Source organism: Paenibacillus sp. FSL R7-0163, from assembly GCF_037969975.1.
In the GTDB taxonomy this organism is placed as follows: Bacteria; Bacillota; Bacilli; order Paenibacillales; family Paenibacillaceae; genus Paenibacillus_AQ; species Paenibacillus_AQ odorifer.
This window is the reverse complement of record NZ_CP150224.1, coordinates 1,293,210-1,319,891: the sequence shown is the minus strand read 5'-3', so window position 1 is coordinate 1,319,891 and position 26,682 is coordinate 1,293,210. Positions and strand designations below refer to the sequence as shown.

Here is a 26,682-nt window from a genome sequence, read left to right as displayed (position 1 = left end):
TCAAGAAAGATTGTTCATGATTTCAAGCGTAAAGCACGTCTCTTATTAAACATACTATATCATTTGACGAACTTTATGACAAACAAACCGAAGTCGTCCTAAATTTCATACTCTTCAAGAAACTTAATGTCAAAGTTACCATCCAAAAATACAGGATGCTCCAACAGTTTCTGATGGAAAGGGATGGTAGTATGAATCCCTTCCACGGCGAATTCAGCCAAGGCGCGCTTCATCTTCGCAATCGCTTCCTGACGTGTAGGAGCCCATACAATCAGTTTTGCAATCATAGAATCATAGAAAGGGGAAATCGTATATCCTGGGTACGCCGCACTATCTACACGAACGCCAAGGCCTCCGGGTGGCAAATAAAAGCCGATTTTTCCTGGTGAAGGCATGAAATTACGCTCTGGATCTTCAGCATTTATACGGCATTCAATCGACCAGCCATTAATCACGATATCTTCCTGAGTGAATGACAGCGGATTGCCTTCTGCTACAGAAATCATTTCCTTAATCAAATCCACGCCTGTAACCATTTCCGTTACTGGATGTTCGACCTGAATACGAGTATTCATCTCCATGAAGTAAAACTGTCCATCCGGTCCAAGCAGGAATTCAAGTGTTCCGGCTCCCGAATAATTCACGGCAAGCGCTGCTCGAACAGCTGCTTTACCCATTGCTTCACGAATTTCAGGTGTGAGCACTGAACAAGGTGCCTCTTCAATCAGCTTTTGGCGACGACGCTGCACGGAGCAGTCCCGTTCACCTAAGTGCACTACATTGCCATGTTTATCTGCAATAATCTGAATCTCCACATGCTTCATGCCTGTTAGGAATTTCTCCAGATATACACCAGCGTTACCAAACGCCTTTTGTGCTTCCTGTTGTGCAGCAGTGATCTGCTTCACCAAAGATTCCTCGTCCTCAGCAATCCGTATTCCCTTACCTCCGCCACCTGCAGTAGCCTTAACGATGATTGGGTAACCAATATCGCGGCCCAGCATGACAGCTTCCTCTACATCGCCTACAAGACCATCTGAGCCCGGGATAATCGGAACTCCAGCCAGTTTCATGGTTTCCTTCGCTACAGCCTTGTCACCCATACGGTTTATGGCATCTGGAGAAGGTCCTATGAAGATAATATTGCAAGATTCACAAATCTCTGCAAAATCCGCATTTTCAGCTAAAAATCCATAGCCAGGATGGATGGCATCACATTCCGTTAAGGTGGCTACACTCATAATATTTGTAAAGTTCAGATAGCTGTCCTTGGCCGGCATCGGACCGATGCAGTAAGCTTCATCAGCCAACCGGACATGCAGTGAATCCCGGTCGGGTTCCGAATAGACCGCGACGGTGGAAATGCCCAGTTCACGGCAGGCCCTAATAATGCGGACCGCGATTTCGCCGCGGTTGGCAATCAACACTTTTTGAATGTTCATGCGTTTCCTCCCAAAGTTTTGCGAAGCTTCCGCTCCTTAAGTAGTCTGCGGTATTTATTCCGGTTTAACCAAGAATAGTGGTTGACCATATTCTACAAGCTGACCGTTCTCAGCAAGTACAGACACGATTTCACCTTTGATCTCCGCTTCCAGCTCATTCATCAGTTTCATCGCCTCGATAATGCAAACCGTTGATTTTTCACTTACACGGTCTCCAACATTAACAAACGAAGGCGTTTCCGGAGAAGCGGCACTATAAAAGGTCCCCACCATTGGAGACACAATTTTATGTAGTTTGCCTTCATCAGCTGCTTGTGGCTGCTGCGCTGGAGGAACTTCACCAACTACCGGATAGGATACTTGCGGTACGCTCTGCGGCTGCGGGGCAGGCGTAAAGGGATAGGCAGCATAAGGAGTCGCCTGTACTGCTGTTCCATCAGCTTCAGGGCGATCCGGTTTGCGAATTGCAAGCTTCATTCCTTCGCTTTCGATCTCCAACTCATGTACAGAGGAGGTCTGGTCCAGCAATTTAATCAATTCCTTAATTTCGCTCAACTTGAACATATATCAGTTCACTCCTTCAGCTTTCTCTCGAAGCCACTTCTTAAGCGGACAAGATAACTTTATGTATTATATCACAATCGGTAAAAATGGAAAGAGCCCGGGGCAACCCGAGCTCTTTCGTCATTTTTCTTTTAATTTTACAGCTTATTATTGCTCGGAAACGTATTGTACACTAATTTTATCTTGAGACACGCTCAGTTCCTTCATTACGAGATCCACGATACTAACCGCTTGTTTTACATCCAGTTTGTCGCTGAGAACGACTACTTTGTAGCTGTCTCCAGCTTCTTCCTTTACAATCGCTTCTCCATATTTTTGTTGAAGCTGTTCTTCGATACCGGTAATTTTGGATTCTTTTTCTTCAAGATTGAGAAGTTGTTCTTGAGCGACTGCGTTATCAGCAGGTGTTTTATCCATGTCATTAATCAAAGCAAGCAAGTCTTGTTGGTTCTTAAGATTCTTTTGCTCACGTTCATAAAGGTAGTTAGTGAACATGCTGCTCGCCGATACACTTTGAGAAGCTACTTCATCGAGAATTTCTTTGTCATTTTTGGCTGGAGTCTTGGTGGTTGTATTTGCGGCTGTATCTTTAGCAGATGTATCTGTTTTCGCGGCATCTTTAGCAGCAGTGTCGGTTGTTGCCTTCTCTGAGTCACTGCTATTTGCGGCAGCTTTACTGCTATCGTCCTTAGCAGCTGTAGTTGTACTGTCGTCCGTTTTAGCAGTAGTAGTGCTATCATCCGTTTTAGCGGTAGCAGCACTGTCATCCGTTTTGGCGGCAGTAGCGCTGTCGTCCGTAGTAGCGGCGCCAGTAGTGCTATCTACAACGCCTTCATCAGCAACAACATCGCCTTGACTAACAACTTCGTTCACAACAACACCTTTGTCACCAACCGTGGGCAACGCTGCACCTGCTGTGTCTTTCAGGGAATCAACCTGCATTGTGCCAGCCGTGTCTTTTGGAATCGAAGCACCTGAGTCTTCAGTGAATAAATAGTATGCAGAGAGGACCACCATCAAGCTGAGCATAGAAACCAACCATATCGTTTGTCTTTTGCCGTTCATTCCATATTCCTCCTAAAATTTAATCTAGTGGCTGCTTCGGAAGCACTCACTTATTGACTTTCTCCTGCTACTCTTGTTTGCGTGGTACTACTGAAATGCGCTGGATCGGGACGTTCAAGCCTTTTTCTATAGCCTGCTCGACGAGTCCACGAACAACCTTGTTCTCTGCCCCTTTGGCAACCACCAGTACGCCGCGTACCTGAGGTTTAATCCGCTTCGTCACAATGGGTGTTTCGTCCCCTGATTGCGAGTAGGTTACGATTTCGCCATCCCTCGTATATTGTGTCGTATGACGTTTCCCCCCACTGGCATCCGTCTCTTCACTAAGCTGCTGGGAGTCATTCATATTACGCACCACGACAATTTCTTCTGTAGACTCCACTGTAACCATGATATCGACCGTACCGACGCCAACGATTTTCTCCAAAATCTCCTTCATCCGGTTCTCCATCGCTAGTTCGATGCTGTCGAACGAATTGGTTGTTGTGGTTGGATCACTCTGCACCAGCGCCGTTTGTGAGGACTGATTCAGCGGCGGCTCGCGCCCTGTATTCTCGTTATCAATCCTCTTCACATTGACGAAGGAATTGAATAGCATGATCGCTGCGCCCAGCAGACCCAGAATGATCAGCCAGCGAAAGGTATGGCTTCTCTTTGGACTGCCGGCCCCACCCCCAGCCCACTGCTCAAGCTTTTTCAGCCAATTGCCCACTCCCATCCCTCCTAAAAATTATAGTTATTTAGAAACTGCAAGCTCATGATTTGACGTTACTAGCCACGCTGCCATCCACCTGAATGACTTTGGGATCCAAATCCCACTTCAGTTCCAGCAGCTTTACAATGGACTCCATTTCACTCGAGGACGCGCTGTCTTCCGCCACAGTTCCGTTCACTGCTTTATTAGGTTCATCTGATGATGTTGCTTCACTCTCTACGTTATCTGCCGGATTAGCGCCAATTTTAACTTCTACAGGTGCTACAGGAGTGATTGTAATGGGTGCTGTAGTCGCTGTGCAGGAAGCTCCGGAAGTACCCGGGGAGTTAGCCGATGTCTGAGGCATAGAGACCTTTACATTAGAAATGACAGGAACATCTTCGTTACCGGTGCCGCCAGACTTCCCCATGCCCAGCGTTACGGTGACATTAACCCCGCGTTTGCCGGTCTCGCTGATAATCTGCTCTTTCATCTGACCCGCCACCTCTTCGGCAGCGAGCTGCAGACTCTGTTCCTGACGGCCTTGTGCAAGCTTTTGCCCATCTGCCAGAATCTGTTCCAAGGATGGGTCTCCCTTCCCTCCGCCAGTGAACAAACCGCCTTCTTTCTCTTGCTGTCCCATAGCGACACTCAGTTCGGAGATTGCATCACCTTTCAGGAGAGAGACGATAGGGCTGAGCATCGTGAGCAGGATTAGGAGACTTAGCACCAATCTTGCATAACGCTCCATGGATTTGCTTGGGAGCAGCAATTCAACAAATGACGCCAACAGCACAACCAGGATGATCTCCCGCAGCCAACCGCCCAACCAGCTCATGGTTTCCCTCCTAAAGGTTTTGTTGCTTCACCTCATCATTACGGTCAAGTTGCCCGCAGTCAGCATGATCGTAACCGCCATAAAAAACATTAAGGAAACAGCAGCCAAAGCAGCGAATACGTACACCATGCTTTTTCCAATCGTCTGGAGACAGACTACAATCGGTGTCTCTCCCAGCGGCTGCATCACAGCGGCGGCTATGTTGTAGATAAGGGCAAGCACCAGGATTTTGATTGCCGGAAAAGCACACAGGAACAATATGATAATGACACCCGATAACCCGATCGCATTCTTCACCAGCAGTGAAGCTGAGATTACTGTGTCTGTGGCATCCGCGAACATTTTGCCGATGACCGGAACAAAATTCCCTGTAATATATTTAGCGGCCCGAATGGTGACTCCATCCGTTACTGAGCTTGTTATCCCTCGAACGGAAATTACACCTAGGAACACAGTTAGCAGTACACCTAACAGTCCAGCACCGATGTTTCGCAGCAGGTTAGCCAGCTGGGTTAGTTTATATTTCTCCGACAATGCGCTGACCAGATGCAGCACAGCCGAGAAGAACAGAAGCGGAAAAACAAGGGTGTGGATCATGGTGCCAACCGTATGAATCATAAAAACAATTAACGGATGGGTGACAGAGACCGTAACGATATTCCCCATCGAAGCCAGCAGCGCGAACAGCAGTGGAATCATCGCCATCATGAAATCGATCATCCGGTCGATAGCATCCTTTGCATAACCAATAGCGATATTGAAGCTGTTCACGGCAATTACCAGCACCACCATATAACAGAGCGTATAAGCGACCTTACTGACCGTTTTTCGCTCAAAAGCGGTTTGCAGCGTCTCCAGAATCATGCTGAGCACACTGATCATCACAATCGTCACGAGCAGCTTTCCGTTGTACAGCACCTCATGCCACATAAAGCCTAGAAGCCCAGATAACACACCCTTCAAGCTGAGCCCCTTATCTCCTGGAAGCAGCATGTCCATTAGCGTAGGTGTGGCCCCGTCCGGGAAAAAACCACCATAATCCTTCATCAGCTGATCCCAATACGACTCCACTTTATCTTTTGGCAAATTATTCACCTGGCTCTTGACCCACTGGTCTACCGGGGAAGAACTGCCGGATTCTGGTGTTGAGGAAGCTTGCACACTCTGAGCTGTACCTGCAAACCATAGAATGAAAAAGAATGGAAGCAGCAGCAGTATTATTTTTAGTTTTGGAGGACGGAAAACACTGCGCTCTTGCATAATTTCTCCTCCCGATTCGTTGCTCAGCTCTCTTTACGATTGCTTTAAGCAGGCAGTAGTTTCATGACGGTTTCGATAATGATGCTGATAATGGGTACGGCTAGTACCATAATTAGCACTTTGCCAGCGAGTTCTATTTTGGAAGCAATCGATTCCTGACCGGCATCTCGTACAATCTGTGCACCAAACTCCGCGATATAGGAAATGCCGATGATTTTGAAAACAGTCTTCAAATAAATCATTTCCATCCCCGATGACTCAGCCACCCGCTCCAGTGTAGAGAGGATCATTCCGATCTTGCCGATCAGAAACATAAAAATTAGAATTCCTGTTGTAGTAGCAAGAAGAAAGGCGAACATCGGTTTTTGTTCCTTCAGTACGAGAATCAATATGGTCGATATCAGCCCAATCCCAACAACTTGAATAATCTCCATAGCACGCCTATTGAAAAAGAAAGATCGTTTTTATTTCCTGCAGCAACCCGTCCAGCATACGAATCACCATGAACAGCACGACTACGAACCCGATCACGGTTACCCAATGTGCAAAATCCTCTTTTCCCATCTGTTTGAGCACCGTGTGTATCATGGCGATAATTATGCCAATGCCGGCAATTTGAAAAATCGCATTGACTTCAATATTCATTCCTGGCACCTCGCTAAAAGATCAAAATGACGATCAGTACTCCAAGCAGCAGACCCAGGCTTTTACTTAACTTTTCATATTTGCCTTGATCCTCTCTGGCCACCGACTCCTCCTGCTTCAATTGCTGCAATGCTAACGCGATATGAGTGCTCTGATTCGACCTATCGCTTGTGCCGAGAGTACAGCTGAGCTGGCGAAGAATCTCTTTTTCTGTCCCCTTCATAGCGGTAGACTTCCAATATGCTTCCATCGCCCGCTGGATGGCATCCTGGGCGCTTCTGTCATAGGGAGGGCTCATCTCCTCCGCTGTTTTGACAAACAACGATTTCAGCGGGTCCTTAGACTGATTCCCAATCCGCCGCATGGCTTCCGGCAGTGGGGTGAAGCCGTACATGATCTCTGTTTCCAACCGCTGTAGTGCTGCTATTAAACCTCTGATATGTCTGGGCCTGTCTGCATATTGACGAGCAAACTGGAGACCTGCAAGCGTACCAGCCACCACAATGAGCACAGCACCGAACAGCTTAAGCATGCAAATCACCACCTAGTCGATCCCCGGGAGAGATAAGCAGCATTCCTCTTTTCTGGCCATCCAGAATACGAAACGTGAGGCCTGCTTCTGAACGATGGAGTATGACATATCTCTCGAACATCTTTTGTTCCAGCAGTCCTCCAAGACCCGGCCTACGAGCCAACTCTGTTACATCTTTTCCGTGAGCGGAAGCAATGACAGATATTCCGGCATGCAGTGCCTCGGTAACCGCTTCGGCATCTTCAGGACGGCCAATCTCATCCGCGATTAATACATCTGGAGATAGCGACCGGATCATCATCATCATGCCTTCTGCCTTGGGACACCCATCAAGAACGTCTGTCCGCGGACCCACGTCAAAGGCCGGAACACCACGCCGGCTGCCAGCAATTTCAGACCGTTCGTCAACAATTCCCACCTTCAGCCCCGGTCTATTCCCTTCGCGCTTGCCCAATTCCCCTAAGGAGATTTGTCTTGCGAGATCGCGGAGTAGGGTAGTCTTGCCATGTTGTGGAGGGGAGAGAATCAAGGTGTGCATCATTCGCTGCCGCCCCTTGTCCAGTAAATAAGGCAGCACTCCATCTGCGATTCCAGGTACTTCACGAGCAATACGGACATTAAAGCCAGTGATATCACGAAGATGTTCTACACCTCCGCCACTCAGTACTGTCCGACCAGCAAGTCCTATCCGATGACCGCCGGGAATCGTAATAAATCCTTTTCTCAGCTCTTCTTCCATCGTATATAGCGAATGGTTGCTGATCAGATCTAGCAGTCGATGAGTGTCTTCCCGATCCGGCTTGTAAGCTTCTTCAGGCCTCTGCGTCAAACTGCCATTCACTCTTAGAAAGTGATATTTACCAGAGTAGTTAATTTCCAGCGGACGACCTTCACGGACACGAATCTCCTCCACCATTCCTAGCAGCGGAAGGGGAAGGCACTTTAACAGTGCTCTTACTTTTTCAGGAAACAATTGCAGCCAGTCATCTGCCATACAAAGTACCCCCAAGCTGTCCTCTACTTAATTGCTTTATTCCATATTTATGCTTGTACGCGCCCAATATGCCTATCATCTATCATTTTTTCAAAATCCCGATTAAGAGAAAGGCTACACCGCAGCCCACCCAGCCTAATTTGCTCCATGACAGCTGCTGCGCCATCCCAGTCAGGCCAATTGCTGTCGTCAATATCAATATGGTCGGGCCTACCAAAGCCAGTCCAGAATTGACAGCGAGTGCCTTATCGACCTGATTTAATCTGAGCATTATCAGGGCAGCTATAATCTCTGCACTGCCCGAGAACAACCGCAGAGTCGCCATCCAACTCACATACTTGTCCAATCAACTCAACTCCTTTTACTAATTCATTCATACCAAAAGACATCTGAGGCTTGTTTAGCTTTCTATTATTCATGGATATGCGTGGCTTTTTCACTTTAGACAATGAGAAATGACAGATTTACAGATCAGACTGTGAAAGAATTCATAGTGAGTGGGTTCATAAATAAATATAATCAGTACGATAAAATAATTTTTACGAACGCCTTCATCTGTGGTATCCTTTTTAATTGGAAATATAGTGAGTTTATATTTTCAAAAAAAGGCAAACTAAAAAGACATAAGAAAAAGAGGGGATTTGTGTCATGCACGTTCGAAATTACGAGCTACCGCTCAGCATGCGGTCCGTAGTCAGACCAGTAAGAGAAGCGGCAATCATTATTTTTTCAGCTTTTTTAGTCGCCGCAGGGATGAGATTATTTCTAATTCCTCATCAACTGCTAAGCGGCGGGGTAGCGGGGGTGGCTTCAGTCATCGGGTATGTAACTAATCCGAAGTACATCTCAATCATTTATTTTGCGATAAACCTTCCTGTTCTGATCTGGGGATTTATTGCAGTGGGGAAAAAGTACATCTTACTAAGCATGCTTTCCGTTTTAGCTACCACCTGGTTCATGACAATTATTCCTGCGGTGAAAGTGACCAAAGACCCGATTTTGGCTAGTATTTTTGGCGGCGTAATTATTGCTGGCGGGGTTGGATTTTCTCTCCGTGCCGGGGGCTCATCTGGAGGATTTGATATATTAGGCTCGATTATTACACGTAAGCGGGATATTCCTATTGGGAATGTACTCTTCGTAATGGATGGGATCGTTATTCTGAGTTTAGGCTTCTTTAAAAGCTGGGACTCAGCCTTATACGCTATGCTCTGTATTTTTGTGAAAAGCAGAGTGGTTGATATGATTCATATTCGTCATGTCAAGCTAACCTGCTTCATTGTTACCAAGGAACGGGATAAAATGCTGAATCGTCTTAGAGAGCTGCCTCATGGCATCACAGTAGTCAACGCAGAGGGCGGTTACAGTCACGAGGGCAATACAATGCTGATGACCGTAACGACCCGCTATGAGCTGTCAGAGCTGCGTAAGACTATCCTTGAGACGGATCCAAGCTCTTTCGTCAATGTACTTGAGACTGTTGAAATTCTAGGCCGATTTAGACGTTTAGGATAAATACCCATATAGATGTAAAAAGGAACGCTGCATTCAAACCTGCAGCGTTCCTTTTCATTTATAGCTGATGCCCAAAAAGGAGACCCCGTAGCTAAGTAGCTGTAGGATCTCCCTTTTTATTGATTAAACGGCTCTTAACGACGATCCTTAGGACCACCAACAAAGGCCTGCTCAGTTGTATCCAGATTATAAGCGGTGTGAAGCGCCTGAATGATCGATGGCAAATTGCCGGATTCGATTACACAAGAAACCTTAATCTCTGACGTGCTGACCATCTTAATGCTTACGCCCTCTTGGGAGAGTACATCAAACATTTGAGCTGCAACACCAGGATGGCTAACCATACCCGCGCCAACAATAGAAACCTTCACGAGGTTATCCTCGGACGTCACTTCACGGTAAGGTAAAGTTTTATGGATTTCTTTAATTACTTCCTTCGCACGATCCAGTTCATCAAGTGAAACTGTAAATGAGAAGTCAGCCTGCTCATTCTGCACACCACTTTGTACAATGATATCTACGTTTACGCCTTCTTCAGCCAGCTTGCCGAAGACTTGAGCGAGTACACCCGGTACATCAGGTACTCCTAGAATACTGACACGCGCTACATTCTTATCATAAGCAATCCCACTAACTACGACACCTTGCTCCATGCTTGCTTCCTCCTTCACAACAGTACCTTCATTATGATTAAAGCTCGATCTAACGACCAGCTTAACTTGATGACGCTTAGCATACTCCACTGCACGCGGATGTAGTACGGCCGCTCCCAGATTGGCAAGCTCTAGCATCTCATCGTAAGAGATTTCGTTCAGCTTACGGGCTGTTTTCACAATGCGTGGATCTGTAGAATAGATACCATCAACGTCGGTATAAATCTCACATACATCTGCTTGAATAGCAGCCGCAAGGGCTACAGCTGTCGTGTCCGATCCTCCGCGGCCCAGGGTAGTGATCTCACCATCCAAAGTCATACCTTGGAAACCGGCAACGATAACGATCTGTTCGCGTTCCAAAGACGCTACTACACGGTGTGGATCAATATCATTGATACGAGCTCTACCGTGGGTTTCGTCTGTACGGAACCCGGCCTGCCATCCTGTATAAGATACTGCATTCCGCCCGATCCCATGAAGAGCTATGGACAAAAGAGCAACGGAAATCTGCTCTCCTGTTGTCATCAGCATATCCATTTCACGTGCAGGCGGCTGCCCGTTTAATTGCTTCGCCGTATCGATCAAATCATCTGTTGTATCCCCCATAGCAGATACAACTACAACGCAGCGATGTCCCTCATCCTGCTTGTCTGCGATGCGCTTGGCAACACGTTGCATGCGTTCTGTGTCGCCGACGGAGCTGCCTCCGAATTTCATAACATAAAGTGACAAAGTCCCACTCACTCCCCATATCGGTCTATGTAGTTGCTTCTAATCGGTTTCCCGCTTTAAACCAGTATAATACGAAAATAGCGTAATGCGTTAATGATTTCATTAAAAAATTATTGATTTTCCAGAAGCTAACAAAAAGATAAGGTCAGCTTCAACACACTAGCTGACCTCATTTCACTCGTCTTCCAATATTTCAATGGGAAGCTGGTCGATAAGTCAAGGCCATCACTCCAGAACTGAATCTTTTGGAGTCCACTAGCTCCAACGTCTTCTCTTCACCAACGTTATCGAACAGTCGCTGACCGCTACCCAGCAGAATCGGGAAGACCAGAAGCTGATATTTATCGACAAGGCCAAGCTGCATGAGGCTCTGCGCAAGCGTACGACTGCCAAAAACGAGAATATCTCTCCCCGGCTGCTCCTTCAGCTTGGACACCTCCTGAACAAGATCGCCCTTGATCAAGCTTGAATTGCTCCATGTTGTTTCTTCGAGAGTTGTGGAGACTACGTACTTAGCGTATCCATTCATCATTTCACCGTACTCACCCGTCTGCTCAACCATATTTGGCCAAGCCTCTGCAAAACCTTCGTAGGTTGTCCGTCCTAACATTAGAGCGTCAGCAGCTTTCAGTTCAGCAAATTTGAAATGCTCCTGTTCTTCACTTCCGAATGAGAAGGTCCATTGTGGATTTTCCATAACACCATCAAGGGATATGAACTCAGATATAATTAATTTTCTCATATGCGCCTCCTTCTAATCCTTTAATTCGTAAGTATAATATCCCACACCTATACTGTTCCTCATGCATCCTCGTTTATATACCAAAAACCCCCCACCGTAATAACGGGGGAGGCTGATTGGTTATAAGTTCAGCAAGTATGATGCTTCCTACGCGCGGGAGATATATTTACCTTCGCGAGTATCAATAAGCAGCACATCTCCTTCATTGATGAACAAAGGAACTTGTACAGAATGACCTGTTTCAAGCTTGGCCGATTTAGTAGCGCCTTGAGCTGTATTTCCCTTCACACCTGGCTCAGTTTCAACAACCTTCAGCTCTACACTGGTAGGCAGGTTGATCCCAAGGATTTCACCTTGGTAACTGATGATGTTTACAGTCATGTTCTCTTTAAGGAAGTTCAATTCCCATTCAAGCTGCTTGCTGGACAATTCGAATTGGTCATAGGTTTCGTTGTCCATGAAAGCATGCTCAGATCCGCTTGCATACAAATATTGCACGCCACGGTTCTCAATAATAGCACGGCCAATAGTTTCACCTGCACGGAAAGTACGCTCTACAGTGTTACCATTGCGCAGGTTTTTCAGCTTAGAGCGAACGAACGCTGCACCTTTACCTGGTTTAACGTGCTGGAAATCAAGAACGGTAAAAATATCACCGTCCACCTCTACGGTCAAGCCTGTCTTAAAATCGTTTACTGAAATCACTAAAAATCCCTCCTGAATTCGATAATTAAACCACTACTTTTTCATACTTACAGTACTGTATATTCTTTGGACGAATGGGTCAGCAGCGATATTCCGCTCTCGGTGATCACAATATCGTCTTCAATACGTACTCCGCCAATCCCCGGCAAATAGATACCTGGTTCCACAGTAACCACCATTCCCGGCTGCATTATATCGTCACTCAGCTTGGACAAACGCGGCCATTCATGAACTTCCATTCCAAGTCCATGACCCGTACTATGTCCAAATTGATCACCATATCCGTAGCTAGCGATGATATCACGTGCCAGTGCATCACATTCCCGTCCAGTCATACCCGGTTTGATATGTGCCAACGTATGTAGCTGAGCTTCCAGCACAATATCATAGATTTCTTTCAGCTTCGGATCTGGAGCTCCGAGTGCAATGGTACGAGTCACATCTGAGCAGTATCCATCGAGTAATGCGCCGAAATCAAGCGTAATAAATTCATTACCTTGAATTACACGGCTGCTTGCTACGCCATGCGGCATGGACGAACGTTCACCTGAAGCAACAATCGTATCAAAAGATGACGCAGTTGCCCCGTGGGTACGCATATAGAATTCCATTTCCAAATCGACGTCTCTTTCAGTCATGCCTGGTTTGATCACATTCAGAATATGATTGAATGTAGCATCAGCCAGATCAGCTGCACGTTGCATAACAGCAAGCTCTTCAGCATCCTTGAACATACGGAGGTCTTCCACGGCTTTGGAAACTGGAACTAACACTGCCGGCTTAAGGGCTTCCGCATATGAGGTATAAGCGCTGAATGAGACATCATCCTGTTCGAAACCAACACGTACCTCACTGCCTGTTGGCAGCAACTCGCGTACTGTATCAATAAATTTAGGACCATGCTCTACAACCTTAACTCCTACCGCTTGATCCGCAGCCTGTGTCATGTACCTGAAGTCAGTTAGCAGATAACAATCATCGCTTGTCACCAATACATAACCGGACGATCCGGTAAATCCACTTAAATAGCGGCGGTTATAACCGCTGGTTATCAACATTGCTTCCAATCCTTTATCCTGCAAAACCTTACGCAGCTTGGAGACGCGCTCGTTACCCATTTTCATTCTCCTCTCGAAATAGCCACATTGTATTTTAACATAGGGATATCCCCTTGAGAAGTTTTTTCGAGCCGTTAGGCAAGTGCAGTCGCTTGCTCACGCTTTCGTTCGTCGGTATACTCAATCGCCGCTGTGTATCCAATGAACATCCCCCAAAGTAAAAAAAGGCAGAACTCACTAATCACAGTGTTCCACGGCAGCTTAAAAGGCGGCTGCATAAGAAACATTTGCGAGCCGGGAATAAATATAACTACCCACCACAAAACACCATAAACCAATCCTGGCCAAGGTCCCTTCAGCTTGCGCAGAATAAGCACATATAGCAGTGAGGCTATCACTGAAAATAAGATGAAAAACAAATAACCCACGAGATGTCCATACATTGTTGTCAGAAAAGTATGTTTAAAAAACGGCTCTGCTAAATAACCAGGACTAACCTTGGTAAAGCTGAACCAGTAGATTAACCAGTGCAGCCCTCCCCAAATCAAACCTGCGAAAAAACCTAATTCGAGCGCAAAAAACCAAATATTAGTATGATCTGATTGTTGTTGATGTGATTTGCTCATAGAATTGCCTCGCTTTCCGTATTTTAATACCGATTTGTCTCTCCTTGTCCCTATAAGGTAGTATGTGCAGCAAAAGGCGATCCAACTAGTAATGTCTTCAAAAATTAGTTACAATGTATTATATAAATCATATTAATTACGGGAAGGTGAATTGGTTGTCCCAGGAAACTCCCAGCTATGGCGGCCAAGCCGTCATTGAAGGCGTCATGTTCGGCGGCAAGCATATTAATGTAACAGCCGTGCGACGAAAGAATCAGGAGATTACATTTTTGGAGGTGCCAAGAAGCGATAAGAGCTGGGTCACTAAACTGCGCAAGATTCCGCTGCTTCGCGGCCTTGTCAGTATTATAGATGCCAGCGCCAAAGGCTCTAAGCACTTGAACTATTCAGCTGAATCCTATGCCGAAGATGAATTGGAACCCGAAGAACTGGCGAAAGAGAAAGCTAAGCCGAAGAAAAAGGACGAAGGCTGGAGCCTCGGAATGATTTTTGGCGTTGCTGTAATGGGTATTCTCTCCTTCTTATTCGGAAAGCTCATTTTTACGCTTGTCCCAGTATTTGTCGAAGATTTTTTATTCAAGAATGCATTTGATAACTATGTACTGCACAACCTCATAGAAGGCGGCATTAAAATGGTCCTCTTGCTGGTCTATTTATGGGCGATTTCGCAAACACCTGTGATCAAGCGGCTATTCCAGTATCACGGTGCGGAACACAAAGTCATCAGCGCCTTTGAAGCAGGCGAAGAGCTGACTGTCCAGAACGTTCAGAAATACAGCCGTCTGCATTACCGCTGCGGAAGCAGTTTTATGATGCTGACGATTATCCTCGGCGTTATTATTTACTCCGTAGTACCATGGGATAATCTTTGGGAACGTGTGATCCAACGGATTATTCTGTTGCCTGTCGTAATCGGTGTTTCGTTTGAGGTTCTGAAGGGTACCAACGCAGTAAGAGAAATTCCAGGTCTCAAATACTTGGGATATCCTGGACTATGGCTGCAGCTGCTCACTACCAAAGAACCAAAGGATGATCAGGTAGAAGTATCCATCGCCTCTTTCAATCGTATGCGTGAGCTTGATGCAGAGATTGAAGCCAGAGGATATACGGAGGCAAGTGTGTCAGGCGGCATATTGGATCCTGCGAAAGGATGAGTGTCCTATGATCAGGCATGCTTTAATTTTTTGGATTTCAGTAATTCTTGCAATATTCGGTTTTGTGATTGGAGTCTTGACTGAGCCTTTCTACACGCTGTCGAAGCTGATTCTCCCCTTAGTATTGTTAGCGATTATCTATTATGCTTACAAAATGGGACCAGGGAAATACGCTCGCAGCAGTAATGGATCTAGAATCAAAGTCAAACCTTCGCAGAAAACCATGACCAAGGTAGCTGGGATTCGCAAGACACAAGCAGCACCAGGCAAACGCAAAAGTTATCCCTTCCAAGTCATCGAAGGAAATAAAGGGAAAAACGATGATCAGCTTCCGAAGTACCATTAACTAAATTATGACAAACACCAAAAAGCATCCCCACGTTTCAAAATAACGTGCGGGATGCTTTTTTTCTGATATTATGAAGCTTGCTTGTTATCGGGGGCGCCATTCCTTAAAGAAGTCTTCCCCTGCTTTCAGTCCGGCGGCATACAATTCGTCGCTTTGCATCTTCGTAATATTAAATTGGGTCGTGCCGATACCAAGCGTTGGGATGGTTACTGTGCGGACATATTTATCATTTTCAATATATTTCTCATCATGACCAGACAGCATGGTACTGACCATAGCTTGCAGCATACTGAATGGTCCCCTAATCCTGTGGGGCTGCGGGTCGGTTTTACCTACTGTTTGATACCCTACCGTAGGGATTCTTTTCCCCGGCACTTTACTATTCTCATTCATCCCGTCAAATAGCCATAAAGGAAAATTGCTTAATAATCCTCCGTCCACAACGTATACAAATTGCTCAATAAAAGACTTCCCTCTAGCGGACTGTCCATTTAACCTGAGCATCACTGGATCAAAAAAATAAGGAATACTGCAGCTCATACGGACAGCCTTAGCCACCTCAAAATGTTCAGGAGAGATTCCATACTGTTCCAACCCATCTGGTAAGACCAATATCCGGCCATTGGTAATGTCAGAAGCAATTATAGATAGTTTGCCAGGAGGCAGATCACGAAAAGTGATAATTCCCTTTTTAAGCAAAAGCGATCTCATCCACGATTCCAAGGCTTCACCCGAATACAATCCCTTCTTCAATAACACTCGCAGTGCAGGACCTACCCAAGCCGTATTATAAATGGGAGCTCGCTTCATAAACGATGAAAAAGAAGTTCCTTGGATAATCCGACTCATTTCCTCACCTTCATAACCCGCAGCCAGTAAAGTCGCTACAATCGCGCCTGAGGAGGTTCCAGCGACCCTTTCAAAAGTTCGCCCCGCCCTTTCCGTGGCTTCAACTGCTCCAGCGAGAGAAATCCCTTTTACTCCCCCTCCTTCAAACACAGCGTTAATCTCCATACACAAAAATCCCCCGTTTCCCATAGATTCTATTGCTTATCTATGAGCACGGGGGAGTATTCATGACTCCTTATCTAGAACAGTTATCTTATTTGGACTGAAAATAAAAGGTCAGCAAATTTGATAATCCAAACGGATTGCGGACTACAATGTCATTTGCTCTGAACATAATACTGCCTGCAACCTCTTTATATTTCTCATTATATTTAAGCTGGTTGATGATTTGGTCGCCACTTTGCCATTCTGCTTTCTGGTCACTTGCTCCAACCTTATAAGCAGCTTGCCCAATATAGAGCTTAACATTCGTATTCTCTACCTCTTTAACCCACCAATCTACTAGCTTATCGTAGCGGGCAGTGCTAAAGGACAGACTCCAATAAATTTGCGGTGCGACATAGTCAATCCAGCCTTGCTTGATCCATGTCCGAACATCGGCGTACATATCGTCATAAGCGGTAACTCCAGCTGTGGTATCCGAACCTGTGCTGTCTTTTTTGATATTACGCCATACACCAAACGGACTAATTCCATAAGAAACCTTCGGTTTCACCTTATGAATCTGTTCTCCCAATTGACGGACGAATTCATTAATATTATCGCGGCGCCAATCCACCTTAGAGGACAGGTTCTTCGTGTTATAAGTCTTATAAGCAGTATCATCAGCAAAAGATACACCTGAAGGATAGAAATAATCATCCAAATGGACACCATCTACATCATAGCCTTTGACGACCTCCAACACTGTATCGATAATATGCTGGCGGGCTGCTGGGATCCCTGGATTGATGTATTTTTTACCTCCTGCGTCTACAATCCATTCCGGATTTGACTTAGCCACATGATTACTTGCTAATGCGGATGTAGAAGCATCCGTTGTCGCGCGGAATGGGTTGAACCATGCATGGAACTGCATACCGCGTGAATGTGCAGCGCTGACCATATAGCTCAACGGGTCATAACCCGGATTTTTTCCTTGGGTGCCGGTCAGCACCTTAGACCAAGGAACTAGAACAGAAGGGTACAGGCTGTCTGCTGAGGTTCTAACCTGTACAAAAACAGCATTAAAACCAACAGCTTTTAGCTTGTCCAGCAGATTATCAAATTCTTGTTTTTGTTTCGCTTCGTTACCTGCAGAAGCTACTGAAGGCCAGTCCAGATTAAATACTGTAGAGATCCAGGCTCCCTTCATCTCCTTGTTAGCCGACGCACCAGGGATACTTGGAACTGTTGGCGAGGTCGGTTTTGGAGTCGCTGTAGGGGCTGGGGTCGGCGTTGGCGTAACGACTGGAGTCGCTGTAGGTACTGCTGGCGTTTCCGGATCAGCAGCCTGCGGCGGCTCTGTATTAGAGTACAAAGAAATATGTTTGGTAGTCTGATCCCAGATAACCTGTAACCCCAATTGCTCACTTACAAAACGAAGCGGCACCATAACCCGTCCCTGCTTAATCTGTACTGAGGTGTCGAGGGCTACAGAAGCATTATTAACTAATGCACTTTTCTGGCCACTGGTCAGCTTGATCTCTGTATCTCCTTGCGTGATTGTAACTGTCTTACTGCTTTGATTCCAAACTACTCCAGCACTCAACCCTTTACTAATGACGCTAATTGGCACCATCGTTACATTCGAAGCTGTGATATACGGCGGCACATCGCTTGCCAGCGCCTCGCCATCCAGTTCAATGGTAATCTGCACAGCTGCCGCACGTGCCCCAGGAGACCATAAAGGCAGAAACAATACTAATACTAGCAATCCCAACATCCATTTACGATAATTCATAATTCCTCCCCAAATCTAAAATAATATGTATCCAATAAAAAAAGAAAAAACGGATCAATCCTCCAAGTTGATGTACCGATTCCACCCTTCAAAAGAGCGGTATCAATCTCAGCCAGAAAAAGGACTTATCCGTTTTGACGCTAAAAACTGGGAAAGGTTGCACTAAACAAAATAGAAACGGCTATACCATCAAGTAGTTTATGCTCACCAAAGCCTTGCTGGGCATAACTTTAAGGACGGTATCCGTTTCGGGAAAAAACATTTCAAGAATCGCTTGCCAGTTCATTGTGAATAGCATATAAAGTCTGCAGACGTTCTTCATCGCGGCGGAAATATTCCACCAACGTTTCGATACGTGTAATCGAATCCCAACTTAGGTGGTGCTCGATCCCTTCAACATCATTATAGATAAATTCCTGCTGTACTCCGATCAAACCGAGGAATTCTTCCAATAGTTGATGACGATCAACAAGACGTTTCCCTACTTTTTTCCCTTTGTTGGTTAGGACAAGCCCACGATATTTCTCATAGATGAGATATTCGTCCTTATCCAGTTTTTGGATCATCTTGGTCACAGAGGAGGGATGTACTTCCAGTCCCTCGGCAATATCCGAGACCCGCGCATAACCTTTCTCATCAATGAGCTTATATATGCGCTCCAAATAATCCTCCATGCTGGGTGTTGGCATTAAAATTTACCTCTTTTCTATAATGAACCTGGCGCCGAGCCAAACCTTGCTCTAACAATGATACATGTTTCTAACGCCCCTTGGCAAGTCCTTCAAGAGAACATGCTGAGGAGTTACCCATGATTGCCATGCTTCTAATGAGACTCAGTTAGGCATAATAAACTTACTCATCTTTCAGAAGGAGCGTGAATTCATGACTATAGTGACACCTGAGACCCCTCCCGTAAAGAGAACCAGAAAAGCTACAGCCCTTTTTGTCCCCGAGCTTGTTTTCTTCGAGCCGGATGCTTTAAATTACCCGAAAGGTGAACGGATCATGGAATGGGTGAAGGCTAACAATATTCCCTATCGCATGACTACATCGCATAACCGCATAATGAATTTCCCGGGTGACACAGAGGTCGAGCAATATAAAATTGCCAAAAGAACACTTGTAGTCGGCCTGCGCAAAACCTTAAAGTTTGACCAATCCAAACCCTCCGCAGATTATGCAATTCCGATCGCAACTGGCTGCATGGGCCACTGCCATTATTGTTATTTGCAGACTACTTTAGGTGCAAAGCCTTACATTCGTGTATATGTAAACACCGAAGACATCATTGACGCCGCCAAAAAATATATCGAGGAACGTAGCCCTGAAATCACGACTTTTGAAGCAGCCTGTACCTCAGATCCATTAGGACTGGAGCATATTACCGGATCTCTGTCAGAACTCATCACATTCATGGCAGCGGAGCCCCTTGGCCGCCTGCGCTTTGTGACCAAATACCAACATGTTGAACCTCTACTCGATTTGCAGCATAACGGACATACCAGAATTCGTTTTAGCGTAAATGCTGACTATGTGATCAAAAATTTCGAGCCTGCTACCTCGCGGTTTGAAGAGCGAATTGAAGCGGCTGGAAAGGTCGCACGTGCCGGCTATCCACTGGGCTTCATCATTGCCCCAATTATTTGGTATGACGGCTGGCAGGAAGGCTACGCGGAGCTGCTGGCCAAATTAGCCAAGACCCTCCCGCCGGAAATAGGAAAAGGTCTAACCTTTGAAATGATTCAGCACCGATTCACCAAAACAGCCAAAACTGTAATTGAGAAACGTTATCCGAAATCTAAACTAGAAATGGACATGGAGAAACGTAAAAAGAAATGGGGCCGCTGGGGACAGAACAAATATGTCTATCCGGATGAACAGCAAACCGCCCTGCGAGAATTTATCACAGAGCGGATTTTCGAGCATTTTCCTGAAGCAGGTATTGATTACTTCACCTAAGCTCTAAAAATTCTTGTATTTTAAAAAATTAGCCAATCCGGCGTTATTCCTTGTAGCCACACTGTTATCCGGAACATTTGATCCGTGAACAGCAAAACACCCATAAATACCATTAGGACGCCGCCAATCTTCATCAGCAGATTCGAATACTTGAGGATACGCTTCACTCCGCCAAGGAAAAAGGCTAAAAGAAAAAATGGCAAAGCAAATCCGATGCTATACGCGGTAATCAATGTAAACCAAGTGCCTGGATCGCTTGCCGACAGTGCAATAATTGCCGTCAAAATCGGTCCGATACAAGGTGACCAACCAGCAGAAAAACCAATTCCGAAAATAAAGGAGCCCACATAACCCGCCGGTTTCCATTTTAAATCAAGCTTCCGTTCGCGAAGTAGAAACTGGGGCTGAAAAATCCCAATCAAAAATAAACCCATTACAATAATTAGAATCGCCGACAATTGCCGGATCAGATCACGCTGGCCATTAAAGAATTGCCCGAATAACCCAGCCCCAAAACCAAGTGTGTAAAAAACAGCAGAAAAACCTAATATAAATGCCAATGTATGAGTCAGGGTGCGTACACGAACCTCTTTAGAGTTGCTGCCTGATTTTAATTGTTGAACGGATAACCCGGTAATGTACGATAAATAAGAGGGGTACAGCGGTAAGCAGCATGGCGATATAAACGATGCCACCCCTGCGGCTAAAGCAATTCCTGCATTGATATTAGACAAAATAGCGGCTCTCCTTCCGGCATTCGAGTCACTTCATGGAGCTGCTTATGGCTCCTTTTTTTAATATAAGAAAGGATTAATTTCTCATTATTACTTTTCTTATATTCACACCTAAACGCTTATCGTCCTTACAAGGACACCGAAGGCGTTTACGCTTGCCTAATGCGATACCGATTACTTAATTCGCTGTTTATGCTGGCAATCCCTTTTTACCGATCAAGGTTAATACCAATAATGATATGAGCAAAAGCACAATAGTTGCACCGGGAGCCAAATTCCACACTCCAGCTACTACTAGTCCTCCTACAACGGCAATCTCCGAAATGATAACCGCCAGGATGACCGAGGATTTAAAGCTACGAGATAGCAATAAGCTGATTGCGACCGGAATAGTCAACAAAGCAGATACTAATAGCGAGCCCACAATCTTGATCGCTGTGCTAATCACAAGTGCTGTCAGGATGGTGATCAGCATGTTAAGCAGCTTCACCGGCAGCCCACTTACACTTGCTGCATCCTCTTCAAAGCTAAGCAAAAAGAACTCTTTAAAGAACATCGATACTACTACTACAACAGCTATAGTCACTATGCCTACCACGATCAAATCAGTATTATCGAGCGTATAAATGCTGCCGAACAAATAACTCATTACGTCCGCATTATACCCTTTTCCTAAGGTGAAAAAGAGTGAAGCCAACGCCACTCCGCCCGACATTATAATGGCAATCGACAGCTCCGCATAACTCTTATAAGCCTTGCGAAGCTTTTCAATCGCGAAGGACGCTACCACTGCAAAGATAAGGCCTGCGCCCAGCGGATAAAATCCTGTTAGAAAACCGAGTGCTACCCCCGCTATAGTAACATGAGCCAGCGTATCACCAATCATGGATAATCGTCTAAGCACAAGAAAAACGCCTATAAGCGGCGCCGTTATACCAATCAGCAGTCCGCCCGCAAGCGCCCGCTGAAAAAAATCGCTAAATAGTATTTCCAACTTAAACTCTCCTTCATACAAAACTCAAACCATTTTAAAACCTTTTTCAAACCTTTTCGATCCCTCCCAAACCCTCCCTTCCAAGGGAGGGCCCCAAGGGCTCTGCCCTCTGGACACCCGTTAAGTGCAACTAGCGTAGGAGTTAGTGTTACTGAACATAGATAGGTCGGGGAAAGATCGCTTTCGTCCCTAAAGGGACACGCTTGTACTTTGGTGGTGCTTAGGTAAGAGAAAATAAGAAATAGGAACAAGGTTAAAATACCTCTTAATAAAACCATGTCTACTGACTAACTTCCACACGCAAGTTATGTATGCCCTGAGAACAGAGGCACCCCTGTTCAGAGTTCAATTATGACTTAAGAGAGCGTGTGCTGCAGGTTCTCTTCTGTGCAATTCTGGAGATCATGTGAGTGGCGGGAGTAAAAGTTGATTTTACCATTTGTCTGCACGGGCTCATGACCTAAATAATTTTTAATCATGTCGATATCATGCGACACCATCAGGAAGGTCATATGATGATGAGCATGCATATGCGTAATTAATTCAAAGAATCCCGCTTGTGATTCGGCATCAATACCCACGGTAGGTTCGTCCAAAATCAGCAGGTCAGGATGGTTAATCAGCGCCCGAGCCAGAAAAACACGCTGCTGCTGACCGCCTGACAGCTGGCCTACTCTTTTCTCCGCAATATCTTGTATCCGCATGACTTCAAGTGCATCCTCACATTGACGATGCTGAGCCTTAGATACTCTGCGGATCAGATTCTTGTTATTATATAGACCTGACAGAACTACTTCACGCACCGTTGCTGGAAACAATGGGTTGAAGGCATTTTTTTGCGGAACATATCCGATCCGTTCCCAGTCTTTAAACTTGCGGACAGGCGTTCCGAATAATTTAATTTCACCACTGCTCGCCGGAAGCAAGCCGACGATCATTTTCATCAATGTTGTTTTACCAGCACCATTAGAACCAATGATACCAAGGAAATCTCGTTCTCTTACACTATAGTTAAGATTCGATATCACCTTCTGTTCCCCATATGAAAAAGAAAGATCCTGTATATCGATGATATGCTGATGGCAGTCCAAGGATACCGATTGCATGCTTAAGTACCGCCTTTCCCTTATACTTTCCTTATTATTGTAAGGCCATAATCAGATTTTGCAAATTTTTCTCCATCAGAGTGAAGTAATTATCTCCGTTCTTCTCTTGCTCTGCAGTAAGTCCCTCTACCGGATTAAGCACCATAGTGGAAACGCCCGCTTCGGCTGCAAGTGTCTTAGCCAGTTTATCGGAGACAAGCTCTTCAAAAAAGATATACTTAATACCTTCATCTTTTACCATTTTCGCAAGCTTCACTAAATCCTGTCCGCGCGGCTCGGCGTCCGGCGAAAGTCCCATAATCGCATGCTGATCCAATCCATAATCACGGGCAAGGTAAGAGAAAGCCTGATGTGATACTACGATCTTATGGTTGGGCAGCTTAGCAAGCTCCTCTTTGAATTTACTATCTAATGCCTGCAGACGTTCAGCAAGCTTATTGTAACGCTCTTCATAACCTTCTTTATGCTCAGGATCCACGGACTGAAGGCTTTCTTTAATATTCTGAGCCATAGTAATGGCTGATTTTGGACTTACCCAAGTATGCGGGTCCGTATGCAGGCTGTCTCCTGAGGCGTTACTGTTATGATCCGTATCCTCATTTTGATGAGACTCTTCCTCACTTGCCCCATGATCATGCCCGTCATCTTCATCGGTCATGATATAATCAATACCTTGGCTTACTTCAACCGCCTTAACTTTACTGCTGCTATCAAGGCCTTTTAAAAAGTTAGGGACCCAGCCTTCTAAGCCTGCACCGTTATATAGAAATAGCTGTGCCTTAGAAGTGTTGATAATGTCTTGACTGCGCGGTGTCCAATCATGTGGCTCCACACCCACTGGAAGCAGGTTAATAGCATTGATATCTTCCCCGCCAATCTCCTTAGCAAACTCGTAAATAGGATAAAAGGTTGTAACTACATTTACTTTCCCTTCAACTATACTTCCACTGCTCTTAGGTCCGCATGCACTTAGTGTAAATACCAGTACCAGTGCAAGGACGAGCAAAATTATACGCGATTTCATTGCTGCCATTATATTGATCTACCCCTCAAATCGTAAATTTTACTATTAGTAGTATAATAGTAATCGTTACGATAAGTCAACAAAGTATCCAAAAAGAAACGGCAATATCGCCTTTAATAAAAAAGGAATGCTCCCACAACCAACCCGGCTGAAGGAGCATTCTCTTGTTCAAGCAACCTCATTAAAAAATTTCTACAACAGTATTGTCTTATTTCACTACTGCTCCGTTTGGCATGCTGTCCGGCACGGTAGCGATCGTTAGCTGGTCACCTTTAGAAGCCGCCAAAATCATCCCTTGGGACAACTCCCCACGCAGCTTCACCGGTTTAAGGTTTACGATACAAATCACTTTACGTCCCACCAGCTCTTCCGGTGTATAGAATTTCGCGATACCAGAAACCACTTGACGTTGTTCATAACCCAGATCCAGTTGCAGCTTCAGCAGCTTGTCAGCTTTTTTCACTGGCTCTGCAGCAATAACTTGAGCAACACGCAGCTCTGCTTTAGCGAAATCGTCAATGCCGATTTCCTCTTTATGCTCTTCCACTGGCTCGGAGTCCGCAGCAGCAGGAGCAGCCGCTTCCGCCACTTCAGCCGCAGCTTTGCCAGCGCCCATAGCCTCGGCAATATAAGCTACCTCTTGCTCCACATCCAGACGCGGGAAGATTGGATTGCCTTTCACCAGCTTTGTTCCCGCCGGAATCAGGCCAAAAGTCTTACCGCTATCCCAAGTCGTTAACTCATCAGGCTCAATACCCAGCTGTTCCCAGATCTTCGCTGGTGTTTGTGTCAAGAACGGCTGCAGCAGGATTGAAGCAGTACGCAGACCTTCCACAAGATGTCTCATCACAGAAGCCAACTCGGCAGTTCTATTTTCATCTTTGGCAAGTACCCAAGGTTGGGTCTCATCGATATATTTGTTGGTGCGGCTAATGAATGTTCCGATAGCTGTCAGCGCCACGGAGAACTCCATTTTTTCCATAGCTTCTTCTACTTTGGCATAAGTATTCTCAGCTGCAGCTTGAAGCTCACCATCAAATGCTGTTACATTTCCTTCATATGCCGGAATCTCGCCTGCAAAATACTTTTCAACCATAGCCCCTGTACGATTCAACAAGTTACCCAGGTCGTTGGCAAGATCATAGTTAACCCGGTCTACAAAACTTTCCGGTGTAAACGTGCCATCAGAACCAAATGGTACCTCGCGCAGCAGGTAATAACGTAATGCATCCAAGCCATAACGATCAATCAGTGTCACAGGATCAACTACGTTACCTTTGGATTTCGACATTTTTCCATCTTTCATGAGCAACCAGCCATGGGCAAATACCTTTTTCGGAAGGGGTTCACCAAGCGCCATCAGAATGATCGGCCAGTAAATTGTATGGAAACGAACAATTTCTTTACCAACGATGTGTACATCCGCGGGCCAGAACTTGTCATACAAGGTGCGATCCTCGGAACCATAACCCAGAGCAGTAATATAGTTAGTCAAAGCATCAATCCACACGTACACGACATGCTTCTCGTCGCCCTTAACTTTCACACCCCAATCAAAGGTTGTGCGGGAAACTGCCAGGTCTTCCAGTCCGGGCTTGATGAAATTGTTAATCATTTCGTTCTTACGGGATTCCGGCAAAATAAACTCTGGATTCTCCTCGTAAAATTGCAGTAACCGATCCGCATATTTACTCATCCGGAAGAAATAACTTGCTTCCTTCACCAGCTCAACCGGGTGGCCGCTATCTGGGCTTTTTGCACCAGTAATCACACCGTTATCATCACGCACAATATCAACTAATTGCGTTTCTGTGTAAAAGGTTTCATCTGGGATACTATACCAGCCCTCATATTCACCTTTATAGATATCTCCTTGCTGCAGCAACCGATCAAAAATATCCTGTACCACTTTTTTATGACGCTCTTCCGTAGTACGGATGAAGTCATCGTTCGAAATGTCCAGCTTGCGCCATAGCTCCTTAATACCAACAACAATGTCGTCTACGAACTGCTGAGGGGTCTTTCCTGCTTCCTCTGCCTTCCGCTCAATCTTTTGTCCATGTTCGTCTGTACCGGTTAGATAACGCACTTCGTAGCCGCGCAGACGTTTGTAACGGGCCATTGCGTCTCCTGCCACGGTTGAATAAGCATGTCCGATATGTAGCTTGTCACTCGGATAATAAATTGGTGTCGTTAGGTAAAACGTTTTTTTCTCACTCATTCGGTAATCATCCTTTCTTATTAAAAAACAAAAAACTCCCGTCCCCATAATGGGGCGAGAGTATAACTCACGCGATACCACCCAAATTTCCTGTCTCTTCACAGAGCACAGGCTTCGCCAGTTCCCTCGCGGGAACTGTCCATTAACGCTGGATCACGCTGTTATCTTACGTGAACCTCAATTGCAGTCCCCGCTCGAACACAGTTCCTCCCGGACCATATTCAATCTAACGCTCCATACCGGCTTTCAGCACATTCCGGCTCTCTGTATTGGACGTAACGA

Annotated in this window: 28 protein-coding genes and 1 other annotated feature (1 of these 29 cut by a window edge); of the genes, 4 read left to right on the top strand and 24 right to left on the bottom strand. The window is 45.6% G+C overall.

Annotated features, from left to right (window positions below; genetic code table 11):
- Positions 1 to 98 precede the first annotated feature (98 nt).
- From accC to NST45_RS05590, 11 genes are all read right to left on the bottom strand, one after another.
- Complete coding sequence (gene accC / locus NST45_RS05640) at positions 99 to 1,442, bottom strand: acetyl-CoA carboxylase biotin carboxylase subunit (RefSeq protein WP_038572530.1); 1,344 nt, start codon at positions 1,440 to 1,442, stop codon at positions 99 to 101.
- A gap of 54 nt (positions 1,443 to 1,496) precedes the next feature.
- Positions 1,497 to 2,006, bottom strand: a complete 510-nt coding sequence (gene accB, locus NST45_RS05635) for an acetyl-CoA carboxylase biotin carboxyl carrier protein (RefSeq protein ID WP_036682835.1) — start codon at positions 2,004 to 2,006, stop codon at positions 1,497 to 1,499.
- A 147-nt stretch (positions 2,007 to 2,153) separates the two neighbouring features.
- Complete coding sequence (locus NST45_RS05630; protein WP_036682837.1) at positions 2,154 to 3,071, bottom strand: SpoIIIAH-like family protein; 918 nt, start codon at positions 3,069 to 3,071, stop codon at positions 2,154 to 2,156.
- A gap of 67 nt (positions 3,072 to 3,138) precedes the next feature.
- The gene (spoIIIAG, locus tag NST45_RS05625) at positions 3,139 to 3,783 is read right to left on the bottom strand and encodes a stage III sporulation protein AG (protein ID WP_036682839.1); all 645 of its coding nucleotides are present in this window, start codon (positions 3,781 to 3,783) and stop codon (positions 3,139 to 3,141) included.
- A 43-nt stretch (positions 3,784 to 3,826) separates the two neighbouring features.
- Positions 3,827 to 4,603 (bottom strand): stage III sporulation protein AF, encoded by a 777-nt coding sequence (gene spoIIIAF, locus NST45_RS05620; protein ID WP_339825126.1) that lies wholly within the window; start codon positions 4,601 to 4,603, stop codon positions 3,827 to 3,829.
- Between the two features lie 27 nt (positions 4,604 to 4,630).
- Complete coding sequence (spoIIIAE, locus tag NST45_RS05615; protein ID WP_036682845.1) at positions 4,631 to 5,863, bottom strand: stage III sporulation protein AE; 1,233 nt, start codon at positions 5,861 to 5,863, stop codon at positions 4,631 to 4,633.
- A 44-nt stretch (positions 5,864 to 5,907) separates the two neighbouring features.
- The gene (gene spoIIIAD, locus NST45_RS05610) at positions 5,908 to 6,297 is read right to left on the bottom strand and encodes a stage III sporulation protein AD (RefSeq protein WP_036682847.1); all 390 of its coding nucleotides are present in this window, start codon (positions 6,295 to 6,297) and stop codon (positions 5,908 to 5,910) included.
- Positions 6,298 to 6,304: 7 nt separating this feature from the next.
- Positions 6,305 to 6,508 carry a stage III sporulation protein AC gene (spoIIIAC, locus tag NST45_RS05605; RefSeq protein ID WP_036682849.1) on the bottom strand — a complete coding sequence of 68 codons (204 nt, stop codon included), beginning with the start codon at positions 6,506 to 6,508 and terminating at the stop codon, positions 6,305 to 6,307.
- A gap of 13 nt (positions 6,509 to 6,521) precedes the next feature.
- Entirely contained in the window at positions 6,522 to 7,040 is a 519-nt protein-coding gene (spoIIIAB, locus tag NST45_RS05600; protein WP_036682851.1) for a stage III sporulation protein SpoIIIAB, read from the bottom strand.
- Positions 7,033 to 8,034, bottom strand: coding sequence for a stage III sporulation protein AA (gene spoIIIAA / locus NST45_RS05595; RefSeq protein WP_038572536.1), 1,002 nt, complete (start codon positions 8,032 to 8,034; stop codon positions 7,033 to 7,035). The genes spoIIIAB and spoIIIAA overlap by 8 nt, the downstream gene beginning before the upstream one ends.
- Positions 8,035 to 8,116: 82 nt before the next feature.
- Positions 8,117 to 8,359 carry a YqhV family protein gene (locus NST45_RS05590; RefSeq protein WP_036683194.1) on the bottom strand — a complete coding sequence of 81 codons (243 nt, stop codon included), beginning with the start codon at positions 8,357 to 8,359 and terminating at the stop codon, positions 8,117 to 8,119.
- Positions 8,360 to 8,682: 323 nt separating this feature from the next.
- Between NST45_RS05590 and NST45_RS05585 the strand changes: the two genes are divergently transcribed.
- Entirely contained in the window at positions 8,683 to 9,549 is an 867-nt protein-coding gene (locus NST45_RS05585; RefSeq protein ID WP_080742551.1) for a YitT family protein, read from the top strand.
- A 134-nt stretch (positions 9,550 to 9,683) separates the two neighbouring features.
- On the opposite strand, the gene NST45_RS05580 is transcribed toward NST45_RS05585, so the two are convergent.
- From NST45_RS05580 to NST45_RS05560, 5 genes are all read right to left on the bottom strand, one after another.
- The gene (locus tag NST45_RS05580) at positions 9,684 to 10,937 is read right to left on the bottom strand and encodes an aspartate kinase (protein ID WP_036682855.1); all 1,254 of its coding nucleotides are present in this window, start codon (positions 10,935 to 10,937) and stop codon (positions 9,684 to 9,686) included.
- Between the two features lie 193 nt (positions 10,938 to 11,130).
- Entirely contained in the window at positions 11,131 to 11,679 is a 549-nt protein-coding gene (locus tag NST45_RS05575) for a dihydrofolate reductase family protein (RefSeq protein WP_076223549.1), read from the bottom strand.
- A 147-nt stretch (positions 11,680 to 11,826) separates the two neighbouring features.
- Positions 11,827 to 12,384, bottom strand: coding sequence for an elongation factor P (gene efp / locus NST45_RS05570; protein WP_038572538.1), 558 nt, complete (start codon positions 12,382 to 12,384; stop codon positions 11,827 to 11,829).
- 47 nt (positions 12,385 to 12,431) lie between these two features.
- Positions 12,432 to 13,502 carry a Xaa-Pro peptidase family protein gene (locus NST45_RS05565; protein ID WP_036682862.1) on the bottom strand — a complete coding sequence of 357 codons (1,071 nt, stop codon included), beginning with the start codon at positions 13,500 to 13,502 and terminating at the stop codon, positions 12,432 to 12,434.
- A 74-nt stretch (positions 13,503 to 13,576) separates the two neighbouring features.
- Positions 13,577 to 14,068 carry a YqhR family membrane protein gene (locus NST45_RS05560; protein WP_036682865.1) on the bottom strand — a complete coding sequence of 164 codons (492 nt, stop codon included), beginning with the start codon at positions 14,066 to 14,068 and terminating at the stop codon, positions 13,577 to 13,579.
- Positions 14,069 to 14,223: 155 nt separating this feature from the next.
- Between NST45_RS05560 and NST45_RS05555 the strand changes: the two genes are divergently transcribed.
- On the top strand, positions 14,224 to 15,222 hold the full coding sequence (locus NST45_RS05555) for a DUF1385 domain-containing protein (RefSeq protein ID WP_036682868.1): 999 nt from the start codon (positions 14,224 to 14,226) through the stop codon (positions 15,220 to 15,222).
- A 7-nt stretch (positions 15,223 to 15,229) separates the two neighbouring features.
- Positions 15,230 to 15,568: a hypothetical protein gene (locus NST45_RS05550; protein ID WP_036682871.1), complete on the top strand. Its 339-nt coding sequence runs from the start codon at positions 15,230 to 15,232 to the stop codon at positions 15,566 to 15,568.
- Positions 15,569 to 15,655: 87 nt separating this feature from the next.
- Here the strand turns inward: NST45_RS05550 and NST45_RS05545 are convergent, their stop codons facing one another.
- From NST45_RS05545 to mntR, 3 genes are all read right to left on the bottom strand, one after another.
- Positions 15,656 to 16,585: a patatin-like phospholipase family protein gene (locus NST45_RS05545; RefSeq protein WP_339825121.1), complete on the bottom strand. Its 930-nt coding sequence runs from the start codon at positions 16,583 to 16,585 to the stop codon at positions 15,656 to 15,658.
- 88 nt (positions 16,586 to 16,673) lie between these two features.
- Positions 16,674 to 18,362, bottom strand: coding sequence for a family 10 glycosylhydrolase (locus tag NST45_RS05540; RefSeq protein ID WP_076223558.1), 1,689 nt, complete (start codon positions 18,360 to 18,362; stop codon positions 16,674 to 16,676).
- Positions 18,363 to 18,625: 263 nt separating this feature from the next.
- The gene (mntR, locus tag NST45_RS05535; protein WP_036682880.1) at positions 18,626 to 19,051 is read right to left on the bottom strand and encodes a transcriptional regulator MntR; all 426 of its coding nucleotides are present in this window, start codon (positions 19,049 to 19,051) and stop codon (positions 18,626 to 18,628) included.
- Between the two features lie 193 nt (positions 19,052 to 19,244).
- Here mntR and splB point away from each other — a divergent pair, with 193 nt between their 5' ends.
- Positions 19,245 to 20,321: a spore photoproduct lyase gene (gene splB / locus NST45_RS05530; protein WP_036682882.1), complete on the top strand. Its 1,077-nt coding sequence runs from the start codon at positions 19,245 to 19,247 to the stop codon at positions 20,319 to 20,321.
- A gap of 20 nt (positions 20,322 to 20,341) precedes the next feature.
- Here the strand turns inward: splB and NST45_RS05525 are convergent, their stop codons facing one another.
- The 5 genes from NST45_RS05525 to metG all read right to left on the bottom strand — a co-directional run bounded on the left by NST45_RS05525 (position 20,342) and on the right by metG (position 26,400).
- Positions 20,342 to 21,055, bottom strand: a complete 714-nt coding sequence (locus tag NST45_RS05525; protein ID WP_076146793.1) for a cytochrome c biogenesis protein CcdA — start codon at positions 21,053 to 21,055, stop codon at positions 20,342 to 20,344.
- A 190-nt stretch (positions 21,056 to 21,245) separates the two neighbouring features.
- On the bottom strand, positions 21,246 to 22,049 hold the full coding sequence (locus NST45_RS05520) for a metal ABC transporter permease (protein ID WP_036682884.1): 804 nt from the start codon (positions 22,047 to 22,049) through the stop codon (positions 21,246 to 21,248).
- A gap of 356 nt (positions 22,050 to 22,405) precedes the next feature.
- The gene (locus NST45_RS05515; protein ID WP_036682888.1) at positions 22,406 to 23,155 is read right to left on the bottom strand and encodes a metal ABC transporter ATP-binding protein; all 750 of its coding nucleotides are present in this window, start codon (positions 23,153 to 23,155) and stop codon (positions 22,406 to 22,408) included.
- Between the two features lie 34 nt (positions 23,156 to 23,189).
- Complete coding sequence (locus tag NST45_RS05510; RefSeq protein WP_051491262.1) at positions 23,190 to 24,188, bottom strand: zinc ABC transporter substrate-binding protein; 999 nt, start codon at positions 24,186 to 24,188, stop codon at positions 23,190 to 23,192.
- 199 nt (positions 24,189 to 24,387) lie between these two features.
- Positions 24,388 to 26,400: a methionine--tRNA ligase gene (metG, locus tag NST45_RS05505; protein WP_076223560.1), complete on the bottom strand. Its 2,013-nt coding sequence runs from the start codon at positions 26,398 to 26,400 to the stop codon at positions 24,388 to 24,390.
- A 47-nt stretch (positions 26,401 to 26,447) separates the two neighbouring features.
- Positions 26,448 to 26,682: a binding site (T-box leader), on the bottom strand (it continues 26 nt past the right edge of the window).